Source organism: Pectobacterium zantedeschiae (assembly GCF_004137795.1).
Lineage (GTDB): Bacteria > Pseudomonadota > Gammaproteobacteria > Enterobacterales > Enterobacteriaceae > Pectobacterium > Pectobacterium zantedeschiae.
This window is the reverse complement of record NZ_NWTM01000002.1, coordinates 423,682-440,849: the sequence shown is the minus strand read 5'-3', so window position 1 is coordinate 440,849 and position 17,168 is coordinate 423,682. Positions and strand designations below refer to the sequence as shown.

14 protein-coding genes and 1 CRISPR repeat array are annotated in these 17,168 nt (G+C 48.4%); of the genes, 9 read left to right on the top strand and 5 right to left on the bottom strand.

Features of this window, described 5'->3' with window-relative positions; translation table 11 throughout:
- Positions 1 to 51: 51 nt before the first annotated feature.
- On the bottom strand, positions 52 to 1,437 hold the full coding sequence (locus CLR69_RS16565; RefSeq protein ID WP_129706567.1) for an amino acid permease: 1,386 nt from the start codon (positions 1,435 to 1,437) through the stop codon (positions 52 to 54).
- A 359-nt stretch (positions 1,438 to 1,796) separates the two neighbouring features.
- Here CLR69_RS16565 and CLR69_RS16560 point away from each other — a divergent pair, with 359 nt between their 5' ends.
- From CLR69_RS16560 to CLR69_RS16540, 5 genes are all read left to right on the top strand, one after another.
- Positions 1,797 to 2,276 carry an Lrp/AsnC family transcriptional regulator gene (locus tag CLR69_RS16560; protein ID WP_015841640.1) on the top strand — a complete coding sequence of 160 codons (480 nt, stop codon included), beginning with the start codon at positions 1,797 to 1,799 and terminating at the stop codon, positions 2,274 to 2,276.
- Positions 2,277 to 2,527: 251 nt separating this feature from the next.
- Positions 2,528 to 3,142: a YitT family protein gene (locus CLR69_RS16555; RefSeq protein WP_129712150.1), complete on the top strand. Its 615-nt coding sequence runs from the start codon at positions 2,528 to 2,530 to the stop codon at positions 3,140 to 3,142.
- Positions 3,143 to 3,206: 64 nt separating this feature from the next.
- Positions 3,207 to 4,400: an amino acid aminotransferase gene (locus tag CLR69_RS16550; RefSeq protein WP_129712151.1), complete on the top strand. Its 1,194-nt coding sequence runs from the start codon at positions 3,207 to 3,209 to the stop codon at positions 4,398 to 4,400.
- A gap of 83 nt (positions 4,401 to 4,483) precedes the next feature.
- A complete protein-coding gene (locus tag CLR69_RS16545) occupies positions 4,484 to 4,987 on the top strand; it encodes a M48 family metallopeptidase (RefSeq protein WP_129712152.1) in 504 nt (167 codons plus the stop codon).
- A gap of 118 nt (positions 4,988 to 5,105) precedes the next feature.
- Entirely contained in the window at positions 5,106 to 5,585 is a 480-nt protein-coding gene (locus CLR69_RS16540) for an Hcp family type VI secretion system effector (RefSeq protein WP_129712153.1), read from the top strand.
- A gap of 55 nt (positions 5,586 to 5,640) precedes the next feature.
- Here CLR69_RS16540 and CLR69_RS16535 read toward each other — a convergent pair whose 3' ends face one another.
- From CLR69_RS16535 to CLR69_RS16520, 4 genes are read right to left on the bottom strand one after another with little or no spacing between them, the layout of a single operon-like run.
- Entirely contained in the window at positions 5,641 to 6,042 is a 402-nt protein-coding gene (locus CLR69_RS16535) for a DUF1240 domain-containing protein (protein ID WP_129712154.1), read from the bottom strand.
- 57 nt (positions 6,043 to 6,099) lie between these two features.
- On the bottom strand, positions 6,100 to 6,504 hold the full coding sequence (locus CLR69_RS16530) for a DUF1240 domain-containing protein (protein WP_129712155.1): 405 nt from the start codon (positions 6,502 to 6,504) through the stop codon (positions 6,100 to 6,102).
- Positions 6,505 to 6,550: 46 nt separating this feature from the next.
- Entirely contained in the window at positions 6,551 to 6,955 is a 405-nt protein-coding gene (locus tag CLR69_RS16525) for a DUF1240 domain-containing protein (RefSeq protein ID WP_129712156.1), read from the bottom strand.
- The gene (locus tag CLR69_RS16520; protein WP_129712157.1) at positions 6,948 to 7,808 is read right to left on the bottom strand and encodes a hypothetical protein; all 861 of its coding nucleotides are present in this window, start codon (positions 7,806 to 7,808) and stop codon (positions 6,948 to 6,950) included. The genes CLR69_RS16525 and CLR69_RS16520 overlap by 8 nt, the downstream gene beginning before the upstream one ends.
- 252 nt (positions 7,809 to 8,060) lie before the next feature.
- A CRISPR array of direct repeats spans positions 8,061 to 10,316; the repeat unit is 28 nt; unit sequence TTTCTAAGCTGCCTGTACGGCAGTGAAC.
- Positions 10,317 to 10,610: 294 nt separating this feature from the next.
- Here CLR69_RS16520 and cas1f point away from each other — a divergent pair.
- From cas1f to csy2, 4 genes are read left to right on the top strand one after another with little or no spacing between them, the layout of a single operon-like run.
- Entirely contained in the window at positions 10,611 to 11,591 is a 981-nt protein-coding gene (cas1f, locus tag CLR69_RS16515) for a type I-F CRISPR-associated endonuclease Cas1f (RefSeq protein WP_129712158.1), read from the top strand.
- Positions 11,588 to 14,878 (top strand): type I-F CRISPR-associated helicase Cas3f, encoded by a 3,291-nt coding sequence (gene cas3f / locus CLR69_RS16510; protein ID WP_129712159.1) that lies wholly within the window; start codon positions 11,588 to 11,590, stop codon positions 14,876 to 14,878. Before cas1f ends, cas3f begins: the two co-directional genes overlap by 4 nt.
- Before the next feature lie 14 nt (positions 14,879 to 14,892).
- Positions 14,893 to 16,227 carry a type I-F CRISPR-associated protein Csy1 gene (csy1, locus tag CLR69_RS16505; protein WP_129712160.1) on the top strand — a complete coding sequence of 445 codons (1,335 nt, stop codon included), beginning with the start codon at positions 14,893 to 14,895 and terminating at the stop codon, positions 16,225 to 16,227.
- Positions 16,224 to 17,156, top strand: a complete 933-nt coding sequence (gene csy2 / locus CLR69_RS16500; RefSeq protein ID WP_129712161.1) for a type I-F CRISPR-associated protein Csy2 — start codon at positions 16,224 to 16,226, stop codon at positions 17,154 to 17,156. Before csy1 ends, csy2 begins: the two co-directional genes overlap by 4 nt.
- Positions 17,157 to 17,168: the final 12 nt, after the last annotated feature.

Genomic DNA, 17,168 nt, shown 5'->3' with positions numbered 1-17,168 from the left:
TCCACGATCGGAAGTGCCTTTTGTCTTAATTAAGAAGTGCTTTTTGATTAATTAACAGTCAGGTTTTACTGCCAGCGTATCCACCGTGCTTTTCTTCTTTTTCACCACGTAGCTTACAGCCAGTGCAAGAAGCCAGAACGGAATCAACAGCACGGAGATCTGAATACCCGGCGTCATCGCCATGATGATCAAAATCCCCGCCAGAAACAGCAGACAAATCACATTCGTCACAGGATAACCGAGGCTTTTGAAGCGCGTCTTCTGGCCTTCCTGTTGTTTCGCCGCACGAAATTTCAGGTGAGTGATGCAAATCATCGCCCAGTTGATCACCAAGGCAGAGACCACTAGCGCCATCAGCAGCTCAAAGGCTTTTCCCGGCATCAGATAGTTGATCACGACACACAGTGCCGTCGCAAGTGCCGATACGCCGAGTGCCACCAACGGAATGCCACGCTTATTCACGTTCAGCAACGCTCGCGGCGCGTTCCCCTGTTTCGCCAACCCGAATAGCATCCGACTGTTGCAGTACACACAGCTGTTGTAAACCGACAGAGCGGCCGACAGTACCACCAGATTCAGAACGGTAGCCACGACGTTACTATCCAGTGCATGAAAAATCATGACGAACGGGCTACCGCCTTCCACGACTTTCCCCCACGGATACAGCGACAGCAGCACAGCCAACGCTCCAACGTAAAACAGCAGAATGCGATAAATAACCTGATTCGTCGCACGCGGAATGCTGTTTTGCGGATCGTCAGCTTCAGCCGCAGTGATCCCTACCAGCTCAAGTCCACCAAAGGAAAACATGATCACTGCCATCGCCATGACCATACCGCTGACGCCATTCGGGAAGAAACCACCGTGTTGCCATAGATTTGCGACGCTAGCGTCAGGGCCACCAGCCCCACTGAACAACAGATAGCAGCCAAATACAATCATCCCCATGATGGCCGCCACCTTAATGATCGAAAACCAAAATTCCATTTCGCCGTACACTTTAACGCTAGTCAGATTGATGGCGTTAATCAGTACAAAGAATGCCCCCGCAGAAACCCAGGTAGGCACATCCGGCCACCAGTACTGAATATAGATCCCGACCGCGGTTAACTCTGCCATACTGACCAAAACGTACAGCACCCAATAATTCCAACCAGACATAAACCCGGCGAACTCGCCCCAATACTTATACGCAAAGTGGCTGAACGAGCCAGCAACAGGCTCTTCCACCACCATTTCACCTAGTTGGCGCATAATAAAGAATGCGATCACGCCCGCAATCGCATAGCCAAGCAGCACCGATGGCCCCGCCATTTTGATGGTCTGCGCGATGCCTAAAAACAGCCCAGTTCCTACCGCACCTCCCAGTGCGATCAGTTGAATATGGCGATTTTTCAATCCTCGTTTCAACTGCCCTTCTTCTTGTTGTGTATCCATTCTTCCCCCGTCAGCAATAAAATTCGAATCGGGAAGGTGTAGCAACTATCGGGCCAGATAGCCCCTCAGCCCTGCCATCATGATCATCATTCACATAACGCAATGAAAAATGGGAAAATTTATTTCCACCCAAATTTCACACATCACGCATTAAATTAAAAAATACGAACATTAAGTGCATATTAACGATAAATAATGCACAAAATGGCATCACCTTTTGCCCTACGATGCATGAATTGAACCATCATGGTGCAAACTGAGATTACGCGACCCTGTAGCGATAAAAATCTCATAGGCAACACAGCCTAAAAAGCTGGTAGTCTGTTTGACTCACTATCTGACACGGTTTAGGGAACGCGATGTACAACATTGATGATTTCGATCTGAAAATCCTGACGCTGCTACAGACCAATGGCCGCCTGACCAATCAGGAATTGAGCGAACTGGTCGGTCTTTCCGCCTCGCAATGCTCTCGTCGCCGTATCGCGCTGGAACAGGCACAGCTCATTCTTGGCTACCATGCACGCCTGTCGCCGAATGCCGTTGGATTGGAATGTCTGGGGTTAATTGAAGTACGGTTGATCAACCACACCAGCGAATACGTTGAACGCTTTCACCAGATGCTGGGGGAAGTGGATGCGATTATTGACGCCTATAAAACCACGGGTGATGCCGATTATCTGTTAAAAGTCGCCGTCGCGGATCTGCCTGGACTCAGCACGCTGATTAGCCAGATTCTGTCGCAGAATAAGAGCATCGCGCATCTGAAAACCTCGGTGGTATTAAACCGCCTTAAAGAGAACGGTTTGATCACGCCAGAACTGCCAGCATTGCCCTGATTTGGGGCAATTGCGTCTATTTGGTGCAAAAAAACGAGCAACTTACGCAATAAACCACAATTTATCGCACGACACAACCAAATAAATGACAATTTACGCACAAATCACGCATTATTTTCATTTATATAATTCAATACGTTACTCTTATTACCGCGGATATTTCACATAAATCAGCCGCTAAGCGGCATCATCTGGTGTGATTCTTGCTTTGGTAAGCACATATTTTTACGACAGTCTATTGAGTGCTCACCATGGATAACGTTATTCCCACCAAAAAAATATCACACACGCTGCTGGAAGACGTTCTGGCAATCGTGATCGGCACACTGATGGCGTCATTTGGTATCATCCTGCTGCGTCAGGCTGGCGCGCTCACCGGTGGCACCGCAGGCATTGCTTTTCTTATCCATTATCTGACAAACGTTTCCTTTGGCGTCGCGTTTTTCCTGCTGAATCTGCCCTTTTACTATCTGGCAGTACGCCGCATGGGGTGGGAATTTACGGTGAAAACCTTCAGCGCCGTCGGGCTCGTGTCCCTGTTTTCCGATCTACATCCACTGTTCATTCATTTCGATCAGCTCAATCCGTTCTACGCCACGCTGTTCGGTAATATCATCACTGGAATAGGTTTTGTTGTGCTGTTCCGCCATAAGGCCAGCCTCGGCGGCGTTAATATTCTGGCGCTATATCTTCAGGACAAATACGACCTGCGGGCGGGAAAAGTCCAAATGGGCGTTGACGTTATGATTGTGCTGACTTCCCTGTTCGTGGTAAGCATACCGATGTTGATTGCTTCGATTCTGGGGGCAACCATTCTGAACCTGATTATCGCGATGAATCATCGCCCTGGCCGTTATACGGCTTGATTGTCCCCCACCATCGTCGGGGTTGCGGTACCCATAAAAATGACACACTCAGGAGAGCTACACTGTGTTTCAAAACGTTGATACCTATGCCGGAGATCCTATCCTGTCTCTGATGGAAAAATTCAAGCTGGATCCAAGAGCAGATAAGATCAATTTAAGTATCGGGCTGTACTACAACGAGCAGAATATTATCCCGCAGTTGCGATCCGTCAGTGCGGCAGAAAGCAGCCTGAAACAGCCAGCTCAGAGCGCGAGTTCTTATCTGCCGATGGAAGGGTTACAGCCTTATCGTACCGCGATCCAACAACTGCTATTTGGTGCAAACCACGCGGCGCTGGAAGCTGGCCGCATCGCCACCATTCAGACGCTGGGCGGTTCCGGTGCGCTGAAAGTCGGTGCGGATTTCCTAAAACGTTATTTCCCGCATTCAGAAGTGTGGGTCAGCGATCCAACATGGGAAAACCATATTGCAATTTTCGAGGGCGCGGGTTTTCACGTTCATACCTACCCGTACTTCGATGGTGAAAGTCTGGGTGTGAAATTTGACGCCATGCTATCCACTCTGCAAACGCTGCCAGCGCGCAGCATTGTACTGTTGCATCCGTGCTGCCATAACCCGACCGGTTCCGATCTCACTACCGAACAGTGGGATCGCGTCATTGAGGTTATCATCCAGCGCGAGCTGATTCCGTTTATGGACATTGCCTATCAGGGCTTTGGCCTTGGGATCGAGCAGGATGCCTATGCGATTCGCGCCGTTGCCAGCGCGGGCGTTCCAGCACTCATCGCCAACTCGTTCTCCAAGATTTTCTCACTGTATAGCGAGCGCGTCGGCGGTCTTTCCGTGGTGTGTGACGATGCCGACAGCGCACAGCGTGTGCTGGGTCAGTTAAAAGCGACCGTACGCCGTAACTACTCTTCCCCACCAAATTTCGGCGCACAGGTGGTTTCTAAAGTCCTGAACGACGTGCAGTTGAATGCCGACTGGAAAGCGGAAGTCGAGGAGATGCGCACCCGCATTCTAAGCATGCGTCAGGAGCTGGTTTCCGCATTGAAAAATGCACTGCCAAACCGCAACTTCGACTACCTCCTCACTCAGCGCGGTATGTTCAGTTACACCGGTTTCAGCCCGGAACAGGTTGACCGCCTGCGTGAAGAATTTGGCGTGTACCTGATCGCCAGCGGTCGTATGTGTATGGCGGGGCTGAACCATAGCAACGTCCAGCGCGTCGCTGCCGCTTTCGCCGCCATTCAGTAAACCGTAAAATGATAAAGCCACTGGCTTAACCGACTCACCGTTGTGAACTCGCTTAACTCAGTGGCTTGTGTGATAAAAATCCCATGACTCAACTACGTTACCTGAACGGTTACCCTCCGGCGATTGTTGCCCAGGTACAAACGCTCCTCGATCAAGGCAAACTCGGCCCCTGGTTGGAAAAAAGGTATCCTGGCCGCCATCAGATCCAGAGTGATAAGTCGCTCTATCAGTTTGTTGCCGAACTGAAACAGCGCTATCTGAAAAACGCCCCAGCGATATCAAAGGTGCTTTACGACAATAAACAGAATCCGATAAAAGGGACGCTGGGAACCAATACGTTTGTGGCGCGAGTGCAAGGCGGAAAATTAAAATCCAACAATGAAATCAGGATAGCGACGCTATTTCGTGACGGGCCAGAAGATTTCCTGCGGATGATCGTGGTACACGAACTCGCCCACCTCAAAGAAAAAGACCACAACAAGGCCTTCTATCAACTCTGCTGCCATATGGATCCTGACTACCATCAGTTGGAATTTGATATGCGCATCTGGCTAAACTGGCGAGAAATAAATTCAGGCTCGGTCTAACTTCATCTTTTATTATGGCTCGCTTTACTTTAGCTTTGTCTTAGCCGTATTATTTCTGTGCGGATAATCAATATATTATCACGCAGTCTATTGATAAATATTCTCATAAGGATTTGATATGGCTAATTTGATTTATGCCAGCATTAATGGCCAAAAACAGGGTTTAATATCATCTGGTTGCTCAACGCTAGATTCGATTGGTAATCGCTACCAAACGGGTCATGAAGATCAAATACAAGTATTAGGTTTAAACCATAGCATCAGCCGCGATCAGAATGTCGCGCATCACCCGATTCATTTTATTAAGCCAATCGATAAGTCGTCCCCATTATTAGGAATGGCAATCTCTTATAATGAAAAGGTTGATGTGGCATTTTATTTTTATCGCGTCAATTCTGCTGGGCAGTTAGAACTTTATTACGAAGTCACCTTAACCGATGCGAGCATTGTCGACGTCACCTGTGTCTATCCACACGTCATCGATAACAACGACATCATGCCGTATGAAAAAGTCCAGATAAAATATAAAACCATAGCATGGAACCACAAAATCGCAGGAACATCGGGTTACAGCATTTGGGAGGAAATGAGCCTCTAATATTTATGACCTTTAATAACAGGCACATCTTATTAGTTGTGCTTGTTATTCACCATTAATCACAAAGAGAAATGTCTTTCACATACTTATTGGGATCCATCCATGAGTTCTTAGGACAGATTTTATAATCTTTATCATTAAGATCGTATGATATATAAATTGATGAAAAAAAACTAAAGACAGCACCAAATATAGCTATAATAGCTAATGAGTTAGCTAGTTTATTATTCATTTTAGGTACTTCATTTTTTATAGCTGAATAAAATGCCAAATATGAAAAATAAAACAACAGAGGTGATCCAAATACCATTAACCCAAGTTTCCATGAAAAAATTATCACATCACTTTTTTGTAAAAAACTCAAATATCCATTGAAAGAAATCCAGCTAATAAAACATGAAAGAAAAAAAAGGAAAACTGCAAATATGCCAACTAATGGCCTGTTTACCTTAACCACGACTGACTCCCCCCTAGGCATGAAAAAGCATTCCCTATCAGACGTCCATTTTTCTTCTTACTCTTTACAAAGAGCGATGTCTTTCACATATTTATTGGGAGCTATCCATGAGCTCTTGGGACAGGTTTTATAACCCTGCTCATTAAGACTATAAGAGATATACATAGATGAAAACAAACTCACCACAGTACCAAAAATAGCAAATACAACCAATGCATTTGAAATTTTATTATTCATTTTAATTGGTCTATTTTTTATAGCAGAAAAAAAACCAAAATAAGAAAACTGGAACACTATTGGAACTAGAAAAATCACCACCCCGAGTTTCCATGAAAATGAAATGACATCATTTAGATTAAAGAAATCAATATACCCGCTTAAAGAGAACCATCCTCCCCAGCATGAAATAATAAAAATAAAAACTGAATATATGAAAAAAAACGGTCTATTTATCTTAACCATGAATGCTCCTCCCCCAAGCATGAAAAATAATACTCTCGTACCATTTTTACTCTTTACAAAGAGCGATGTCTTTCACATACTTATTGGGGTCCATCCAGGATGTTTTAGGACATATTTCATAACCATAATATCTAAAATTATAAGACATGTAGAAAGATGAGAATGAACTAATTACAGCACCAACGATCATTATTATAAATAACCCTCCTCCAAATTTATTATTAATTTTCGCCACTTTATTATTTATTGCAGAATAAAAAAATAAATATGAAAAATAGAATAGCAAAGGAGAACCAAATACCATTAACCCAACTTTCCATGAAAAAACTATCGTATCATTTAACTGTAAAATATCTAAATACGAATTAAAAGAAAACCAACCAGTAAAGCATGTCAATAGAAAAATAAAAACTGCAAATGCGCCAGCTAATGGCCTATTAATCTTAACCACGACTGAACCTCCCCCAGGCATGAAAGAATTGATCGGGGTGATATGGCGTATACTGTTTTTTATGTGATTTTAAATTTTTTATTATCGTCTCACTTATTTTATATTCATTATCTAGCCAGAATAATGAAAAACTGACAATAACCCCAAGTAAAAATATACCACCGGCAATAATAATAACACTACCTCCTGTGGCCACCATTACCGAGGTAGCTGCCATTTTCGCCCCCCATACAACACCAACCGATACAGCCAGTTTTGCCGCATCCATCGTTAAATTCACAAAAAAATCGGTCAGTGCGTATTCATCTTTCACCATCAACTCAATAGCTCGATAAGCACCTGAAAACACAATGCAGAACCTTGCTCCAGTCGCAATACCACTTTCAATCCCTTTTGTACCTATCCCTATATCGAGTATTTTTTGGTTACTGACTAAATATCGGGTGGCATCTAAATACTTTCTTACCCCCGGATAGCCAGATAATTTTATGTACTTACTGCCATTTTTTCCGACATATTCCGTTGCCGTGACGCCGAACCCTTTCATCTCCATCACGATCCGGCTCACAGACACGGCTTCTGCGATGTTCCCAGCAAACGATGAAATAGGATCGGAACAGCCAAATATAGCCGTTTTCCACGATTGATTAGGGTTAGGCGTACATAACGTCTGCAAAAAATACGTCGCTTCCTGCGCAGTTAATATGGCATGAATGTTATCGTTATTTATTTCATTGAGTTGAGCATGTAATTTCTGATAGTTAATATCAGCATGCTGCTTTTTAAAATCAAGATAATCTTCTAATCGATAGTCATCATCAACAAGCGTTTTTAAAACCGGATCGTATTTCACAGCCACTCACTCCCTTGAATTTGACTTAAGTCAACTCACTATTTCCCTGTAAGGTAACCTTAACGGAAAAATGATGATTTTTAAATGTTAATAACGTTCAATCCGCAATTTTTCATTCCCCATAAAAAAACCCGTTATTTAAAAATGTTACGAAAAAGGGGAATCAAAAATACGTTATTTAAAGACGATAACACATCGAGCACAGACGATAGTGTTACTTCGATAATAGCCAGATAATGGCGCTTAAAACCGAGGATAAACTGCCTGTACGGCAGTGAACGCGTGCGAACAGCATCGCATTCGGGTGCGTGCTTTCTAAGCTGCCTGTACGGCAGTGAACACACGCGACAGGCACAGGTCGTGGCACAGTTTTTTCTAAGCTGCCTGTACGGCAGTGAACTTTTTGCTCATGATTTAATCCTGAATGTGGATTTTCTAAGCTGCCTGTACGGCAGTGAACACAGATCGCCCGCTGGGATACGTGGGGTAATCATTTCTAAGCTGCCTGTACGGCAGTGAACTTAATGAAAATTTAACGCCAGGTGAGCTTGTATTTCTAAGCTGCCTGTACGGCAGTGAACCACAAACGTAATCCTGACAACGTTGTGATCCTTTTCTAAGCTGCCTGTACGGCAGTGAACCGCACAAAGAGCCGCTGATAGCCGTTCTCTGCTTTTCTAAGCTGCCTGTACGGCAGTGAACAAAGTGTTAACGCGGCTGTGGGCGCTGGCTGATTTCTAAGCTGCCTGTACGGCAGTGAACTGGCAGCACGGGCTTTCACTTCCGCACCTTTTTTTCTAAGCTGCCTGTACGGCAGTGAACATAATGAAGGGCAAAAAGTTATTGGCTTCGGCTTTCTAAGCTGCCTGTACGGCAGTGAACCCCCTCACCCAAATAACGATATGTGCGCAGATTTTCTAAGCTGCCTGTACGGCAGTGAACCTCAAGGCCGATTTTGGTGATTAGTGCTGCACTTTCTAAGCTGCCTGTACGGCAGTGAACTGACGGCTGAGGATTTTACGCTGGCAGTGACATTTCTAAGCTGCCTGTACGGCAGTGAACGATCAGCATCCATCGCCAGGCGATTTACAGTATTTCTAAGCTGCCTGTACGGCAGTGAACGTGTGTTGTGTAGTGATAAGTACATCGTTGGCGTTTCTAAGCTGCCTGTACGGCAGTGAACGATTCACCTCTGGCTTTCTTTATGGCGGATATTTTCTAAGCTGCCTGTACGGCAGTGAACGGTAAGCTGTGTTTTCTCAGCAAACGGGATAATTTCTAAGCTGCCTGTACGGCAGTGAACCTGTTGCACCGCCTGCGCAGTGGAGGCCAATCTTTCTAAGCTGCCTGTACGGCAGTGAACGCCATCAAGGGCGAGTGTAATTATCTGGCTCATTTTCTAAGCTGCCTGTACGGCAGTGAACCCTATGCGGGGCCGTCTGGCGTTGAATTGCTGTTTCTAAGCTGCCTGTACGGCAGTGAACGAGGATCAACTGACCTTCTTTAATGCGGTAGCTTTCTAAGCTGCCTGTACGGCAGTGAACAGCAGCGCATCCTGACCGCTCCGGGCGTGATTTTTCTAAGCTGCCTGTACGGCAGTGAACGGCAAAGCGCCACCGTTCCCATTTCTGCAACCTTTCTAAGCTGCCTGTACGGCAGTGAACTGATAATTCATTAAAAGCAATAACATTGTCAGTTTTCTAAGCTGCCTGTACGGCAGTGAACCGCAGGATGCGGCGAATAAGAGCTATGTTGATTTTCTAAGCTGCCTGTACGGCAGTGAACCCGTTTACAGGGAAATACGGTGCAATAAAGGTTTTTCTAAGCTGCCTGTACGGCAGTGAACACCGACCATATTCACATTGCGCACTGAAGAAATTTCTAAGCTGCCTGTACGGCAGTGAACGTTCAGCTCCAATACCATATTGACGCCGACCATTTCTAAGCTGCCTGTACGGCAGTGAACGTTGTGCTGGGCGGGTTGATTGCGATCGGCAATTTCTAAGCTGCCTGTACGGCAGTGAACAACGTGGCTGGATAGTCAGCCGTTGCCACCCTTTTCTAAGCTGCCTGTACGGCAGTGAACCGTTGTGCAGCACAGACCACCAGCTTATTTCCTTTCTAAGCTGCCTGTACGGCAGTGAACATTATGTCCAATAAAAAAGCCAGTGAACTCAATGTTTCTAAGCTGCCTGTACGGCAGTGAACAACGGGATAATGCCGGATACACGCAATTCTTTTTTCTAAGCTGCCTGTACGGCAGTGAACGCGCTGATTCCGTCCAACTTTGTTTTGTCAGCTTTCTAAGCTGCCTGTACGGCAGTGAACTTGCTGCTGGAGAAAATAGACGAATTCCGCTTTTTCTAAGCTGCCTGTACGGCAGTGAACGAGCATATCCGGCACCGCGCTGATATTACGCATTTCTAAGCTGCCTGTACGGCAGTGAACCAGAGGCTATCGGCTGGATCCTGGCACCCATCTTTCTAAGCTGCCTGTACGGCAGTGAACTGTAACCCGATCACTCTAACGATTTGTTTTATTAGCAGCAATTGCCATTTTCACCATAAAAACCCTTTTTTTAACCCCAACTGTAACTCATTGATTTTTAATCCTGTGAAATAGGCCAAATAAAAAGGGTCTGTGCTTGGGTAATATTTTTTGTGGTCACCATTATTCACATACAACTGTGATAGTCTGATTTTCATTAGTCTCTTATGATTATATTTTTCCTTATCAAATGGTTAGCTTGCGATCTATTTCGCTGGCGTCATGGCTACTATCTATTACGGCAGAAAATATATTATGGATAACGCCTTTAGGCCTTCGGACTTAAAAACTATTCTGCATTCCAAACGTGCCAATGTTTATTACCTCCAACATTGTCGCATTCTCGTCAACGGTGGCCGTGTCGAATATGTCACAGAGGAAGGAAACCAGTCTCTGTACTGGAATATTCCCATCGCCAATACCAGCGTGGTGATGTTGGGAACCGGTACCTCCGTCACGCAGGCCGCTATGCGAGAATTTGCCAGAGCAGGCGTGATGATTGGTTTTTGTGGCGGTGGTGGTACACCACTGTTTGCCGCCAACGAGGCTGAAGTCGCAGTATCCTGGCTATCGCCACAGAGCGAATATCGACCAACCGAGTACTTGCAGGACTGGGTCAGCTTTTGGTTCGATGATGAGAAAAGGCTGGCCGCCGCCATCGCCTTCCAACAAGTGCGAATAGCGCAAATTCGACAGCACTGGCTGGGTTCTCGTCTGTCCCGTGAATCGCGCTTTACCTTTAAGTCCGAGCATCTTCAGGCGCTTCTGGATCGTTATGAAAAAGGGTTAACCGATTGTCGCACCAGCAATGATGTGCTGGTACAGGAAGCGATGATGACCAAAGCACTGTATAAATTAGCCGCCAATACCGTGAGCTATGGCGACTTTACCCGTGCCAAACGCGGCGGCGGCACCGATTTGGCGAACCGCTTTCTCGATCACGGTAACTATCTGGCTTATGGGCTTGCAGCCGTCTCAACGTGGGTGTTGGGGCTTCCGCACGGGTTAGCCGTGTTACACGGTAAAACTCGCCGTGGCGGGCTGGTATTCGACGTCGCCGATTTAATTAAGGATGCACTGGTGCTACCGCAGGCGTTTATTGCCGCGATGGAAGGCGAGGAGGAGCAAGAATTTCGTCAGCGCTGCCTGACCGCATTTCAACAATCCGAAGCGCTGGATGTGATGATAAGCAGCTTACAGGATGTCGCCAGCAAGCTAAGTCAGGCAACTCAATGAACATTCTGCTGATTTCAGAATGCAATAAGCGAGCGCTGATTGAAACCCGCCGGATACTGGATCAGTTTGCTGAACGCAAAGGCGAGCGCACATGGCAAACGGCCATCACACAGGAAGGGCTGAACACGCTACGCAGGCTGCTGCGCAAAACGGCGCGTCGTAACACGGCAGTTGCCTGCCACTGGGTTCGTAGCACAAACCACACCGAGCTGTTGTGGGTCGTCGGTAATCTGCGGCGTTTTAATGCTCAGGGAAGTGTCCCCACCAATACCACTAGCCGGGATGTTCTGCGCACAAAAGATGAAAACCCGTGGCATAGCGCCGAAGTGTTTAGCCTGCTGGCCGCAATTGCTGGGCTATTTCACGATGTTGGCAAAGCCAATATGCTATTTCAGGCTGGCCTGAGCGGTACTGGCCCACGCAGCCAACCCTATCGACATGAATGGGTATCGCTACGACTATTTCAGGCCTTTGTCGGTGAGCAGGACGATAAAGCCTGGCTAACCACGCTCAGCATGATTACCTCTGAAGCAGAAACAATACTACTGGCTGGTCTGCAACGGGATAAACCGACATTCAGCGATAGTCCATTTCGGACCTTACCGCCTCTGGCGCAAACCATAGCCTGGCTGATTGTTTCTCACCATCGCCTGCCTGTGTTTAATAAATCGACAGAGCTTGCACCAAATAGCAGTGAGCCACAGTTAAGTTTCGCTGAGACATGGTTAACCGACCATCTTTCTCCGCAGTGGAATGCACTCAACCATTGTCAGATCGACTGGACGCCACACGAGCGAGAGCAAAACTGGCAGTTCCCTAATGGCACACCGCTGCGCTGCGCAGTCTGGCGCGAGAAGGCACGAAAATTTGCGGATCGCGCACTGAAGCTGCCCTCCTTTCTGCATTTCAGCCAGTTAGATCAACGGTTGACCGTGCATCTGGCACGTCTCGCGCTAATGCTGGCAGACCACCACTACTCGGCAGGAGCGGCAACGGTTGGCTGGCAGGACATCACTTATCCTGTGTGGGCTAACACCGACCGCAAGACCGGGGAATATAAACAGAGGCTGGATGAACACTGCATCGGCGTTGGGCAAAATGCCTTACTGCTGGGGCGAAGCCTGCCGCACCTACGTGACACGCTCCCCGCGATTACTCGCCACAAAGGGTTTCGGCAACGTAGCACGCACCCGCACTTTCGCTGGCAAGATCGCGCGTTCGACCTTGCCTGTTCCATTCGTGAAACCAGCAAGCAGCACGGCTTCTTCGGCGTCAATATGGCATCGACAGGCAGGGGAAAAACGTTCGCTAATGCACGAATTATGTATGGCTTGTCGGATGAATCCATCGGTTGCCGTTTCTCCGTCGCACTAGGGTTACGCACGCTGACGCTGCAAACGGGCGATGCACTACGGCAGCGTTTGAAGCTGGACGAAGACGACTTAGCGGTGTTGATTGGTTCACTGGCGGTGCAAGATCTCCATGAAATGCAGAAAGAAAATCAACAACGCCAGCAGAATACGCAACAGACCGGCAGTGAATCTGCCGATCCATTGTTCTCTGAACATCAGTATGTTCGTTACGATGGATCGCTGGATGATGGTCGGCTAAAAGCATGGCTGGAACGCAGTCCAACTCTGCATCAATTACTGAGTGCGCCAGTGCTGATCACCACTATCGATCACCTGATGCCCGCAACGGAAGGGCTACGCGGCGGCCACCAGATTGCCCCCATGCTACGGCTATTAACCTCCGATCTGGTGCTGGATGAACCGGATGATTTTGGTCTGGAAGATCTTCCTTCACTTTGCCGGCTGGTTAACTGGGCGGGAATGTTGGGCTCACGCGTGCTGCTGTCGTCAGCCACGCTTCCGCCTGCGTTAATTCGTGCATTGTTCGATGCCTATCTTGATGGCCGCGCCGCCTGGCAACAGGCTTACGGTACGCCAAATACACTACTGAACGTCTGTTGTGGCTGGTTTGATGAATTTGACTGTCAGAACGAGCAATATGGCGACGTGAAAGACTTCATGGTCAGGCACGATGCGTTCGTTCATCAGCGGCTAAAAAATCTGACGAAAGATGAACTCCCGCTACGCTTCGCCACTATCGTACCGGTCAGCAGTCCCAGTAAAAATGCGGACGATGTTCATCTGGCCGTCGCGCACGCGATCCATCCACGGATGTTCGATTTACATTCTCAGCATCACCAACAGCATGAAAACGGGAAAACCGTCTCGCTGGGGCTGGTCAGAATGGCAAACATCGAACCTCTGGTTGCCGTTGCTCGACAGTTACTTACCATCCCCTCGCCACCGGATACCTGCATTCATTACTGCATTTATCACAGCCAACACCCGCTAGCGATGCGCTCCCACATTGAACAGCGGCTTGATGCTGCGCTAATGCGTAACGATATCAACGCGCTGTGGCAAGTGGAGGAAATTCGTCAGGCGATAGAAAACTCGTCGCAACTGCATCACCTCTTTGTGGTGTTAGCGACCTCGGTAGCAGAAGTGGGCCGCGATCATGATTACGACTGGGCGATTGTCGAGCCTAGCTCGATGCGTTCGCTTATCCAGCTTGCCGGACGAATATTGCGTCACCGGCAGGACAAGCAGTATGTGCCTAAAACCCCCAATATCTATCTGCTTAGCCACAATATTCGAGCACTTAAAGGGAAAGACATCGCGTACTGTAAACCTGGCTTTGAGTCTCAGGATGACAACCTAGATACACACGATCTCCACCAGCTATTGCAGGAAAAAGAGTACCGCCATCTCAGTGCCACGCCGCGTATCGTACAGCCAGTATCGTTTACCAAACCGCTTTCGCTGGTAGCGCTAGAGCATGCCGTTTTAGGAAAAACACTGCTTGGCCTCAAAAATCAAAAACTCGATGACCTGAAACGCCCTCCCGCGGCCTTCTGGTGGCGCGCGCACCCGCATTGGAATGGCGAACTACAGCGGCGTACACCATTTCGTCAATCGGCGAAAGATGAAGCGTACACCCTGTGGATCGCCGATGACGACGAAGAACCGGTTTTCATGGTGCAGGACGATGGACCCAGCGGCTGGAAGCAAAACGATATTGCTCGCCCCGTCACGCTAAACATGGCAGAAGGCGTCAGTGCTTGGATCGAACCGGATTACCACGCCTTGTACCAACGGCTGGCAGAAGAAAAGCAGTGGGAACTGAGCTGGGTGAGCGCCCGTTTCGGCGAAATTCGCCTACGAGAAGAAGAGGACTGGTACTGGCACCCGCTATTAGGGGTGTTTAAACAATGACAAGAGGGGGAGGAATGGAAGAAAACAGGCTGACACAGTTCATCGTGTCCTACGTGACTAATCGAAAGCAGGCCAAGCTGGATGCTTTCGATAAAGAGGCGGAGAAGAAACGCGCGGCACTCAGCGATGAAGTGCTGGCTGTAGCGGAACAAGAACTGGCACAGGCGCGGCAGGAAATAGAGCAGAAGCACGAGGTGCGCAACTGGTTAACTGATGCCGCCAGCCGCGCTGGACAAATTAGCCTGGTCACCCACGCGGTGAAGTTCACCCACAGTGATGCCAAAGGCAACAGCGTCTTTAACGCCGAAACGGTAGCGGATGCCAAAACACTCTCTACCGCGACGCTGGCACAACCCGCCATCGATGCCGTCGGCAACGCAGCTGCATTAGACGTTGCCAAGCTGCTACAGACTGAACACGACGGAGATTCGCTGGTCGCAGCCTTACAGCGTGGTGACCACCGCGCACTGGAAGCGCTGGCTGAAAACCCGGAACAGCTTGCACCGTGGCTAATAGGGTTTCAACAGGTGTTCACCAATCGCCAACCCAGCTCACATAAGCTAGCCAAACAGATCTATTTCCCACTAGCAAGCGGTGAATACCATCTGCTCAGCCCGCTTTACTCCTCTTCACTGGCACAGGCTCTCCACCAGCGGATTAATGCCATGCGTTTTGGCGACGAGGCAAAAGCGATTCGTCAGGCCCAAAGAACAAATCAATGGCACGACCAACTCTCTATCAGCTATCCCAACCTGGCAGTACAGAATATGGGTGGCACTAAGCCGCAAAATATTTCTGCGCTAAACAGCAGCCGCAGCGGTCGTTCTTATTTGCTCAGCAGCGCGCCACCGCAGTGGAATAGTATTGAAAAACCGCCGCAGCAGCATGAATGTATTTTCCGTTTGAACGGTGAAGTGGACTATCGCACCAGAGACATAGTAAGACCAATGCGCAACTTCCTACTCAGCGTAAAAAACGTGGAAAACAATCGCGACATTCGTCAACAGCGCCTGCGTTACCTCGACCAGTTGATCGATCAGCTCTTCTTCTATGTCGCCAGCGTGCAGAATCTCCCCTCTGGTTGGAGCGCAGAATCTGAACTGAAACGCGCCCAGCAGCTATGGCTCGACCCTTATCGTGCAGAAACGGATACTGTTTTCCGCCGTGAACGCGAAGCGGAAGATTGGCAACAGGCCATCGCCTACGATTTTGGCCGCTGGCTGAACCGTCGCCTCAAGCATGAAAACCTGATTTTCGGCGAGGTAGAACGTCGGGAATGGTCTACCGCAGCCCTGTTCAAACGTCGTATGCGTGAAATGGAAAGCGCACTGAAAGAGGAGCTGGCATGAGCACGTTGATTATCCTCCGCCGTATCCAGGTCGAAAACGCCAACGCCATTGCTGGACTGACCTACGGCTTCCCCGCCATTACGCACTTTCTCGGTTTTACCCATGCGCTATCGCGTAAATTACAGGCCAGCCACGGTCTGACGCTGGAAGGCTGCGGCGTGGTAAGCCATCAGCATCAGCTACACGCTTATGGCTCCAGTTGGGAACGGAGTTTTGCCCTGACACGAAATCCGCTCACCAAAGAAGCAAAAACCGCCGCTTTTAATGAAGAAGGCCGCATGCATATGACCGTCTCGCTGTTAATACGCTGCGACGGACAGATCCCAGCGGACACGACAGCGCTATGTGAACATTTGAAACAGCAGGCGCAATGCCAACGTCTGGCAGGAGGAACCGTGATTGATATCGAGCGGGTCACCGTCCAGTCGTTACCGGTGGACGAAACGGAAACTCGTGGAGTCATGCGCCGCCTATTACCGGGCTTTGTGCTGCGAGATCGCACCTCATTACTGCATCGCCATTTTCAGACGTTACAGCAAGCCAACCCACAAGCAGAAATGATCGATGCCTGGCTGGATTTTGCCGCGCTAAAGATGCAGTCAGAACACGATCCTGACGATAACACCATACAGTGGAAATACCTTCCCAAACCCGGCGACGGCGGTTTTCTGACGCCATTGATGATTGGCTACCGTGCCATTTCGCCACTTTATGCGCCCGGTGAGGTCGATAAAACCCGCGATCCACACACGCCGTTCTGTTTTGTCGAAGCCGCCTACGGCATCGGGGAATGGCAAGGCGCGCACCGCATCAGCGATATCCTCCAGATACTCTGGGAATATGACTATCAGAACGGCGATTATCACTGCCGCCAATTAGCGGATACCCACCCTGTAGCTGAAGACACTTCCTACGAATTCGATTACTAAAAAGGACGACAT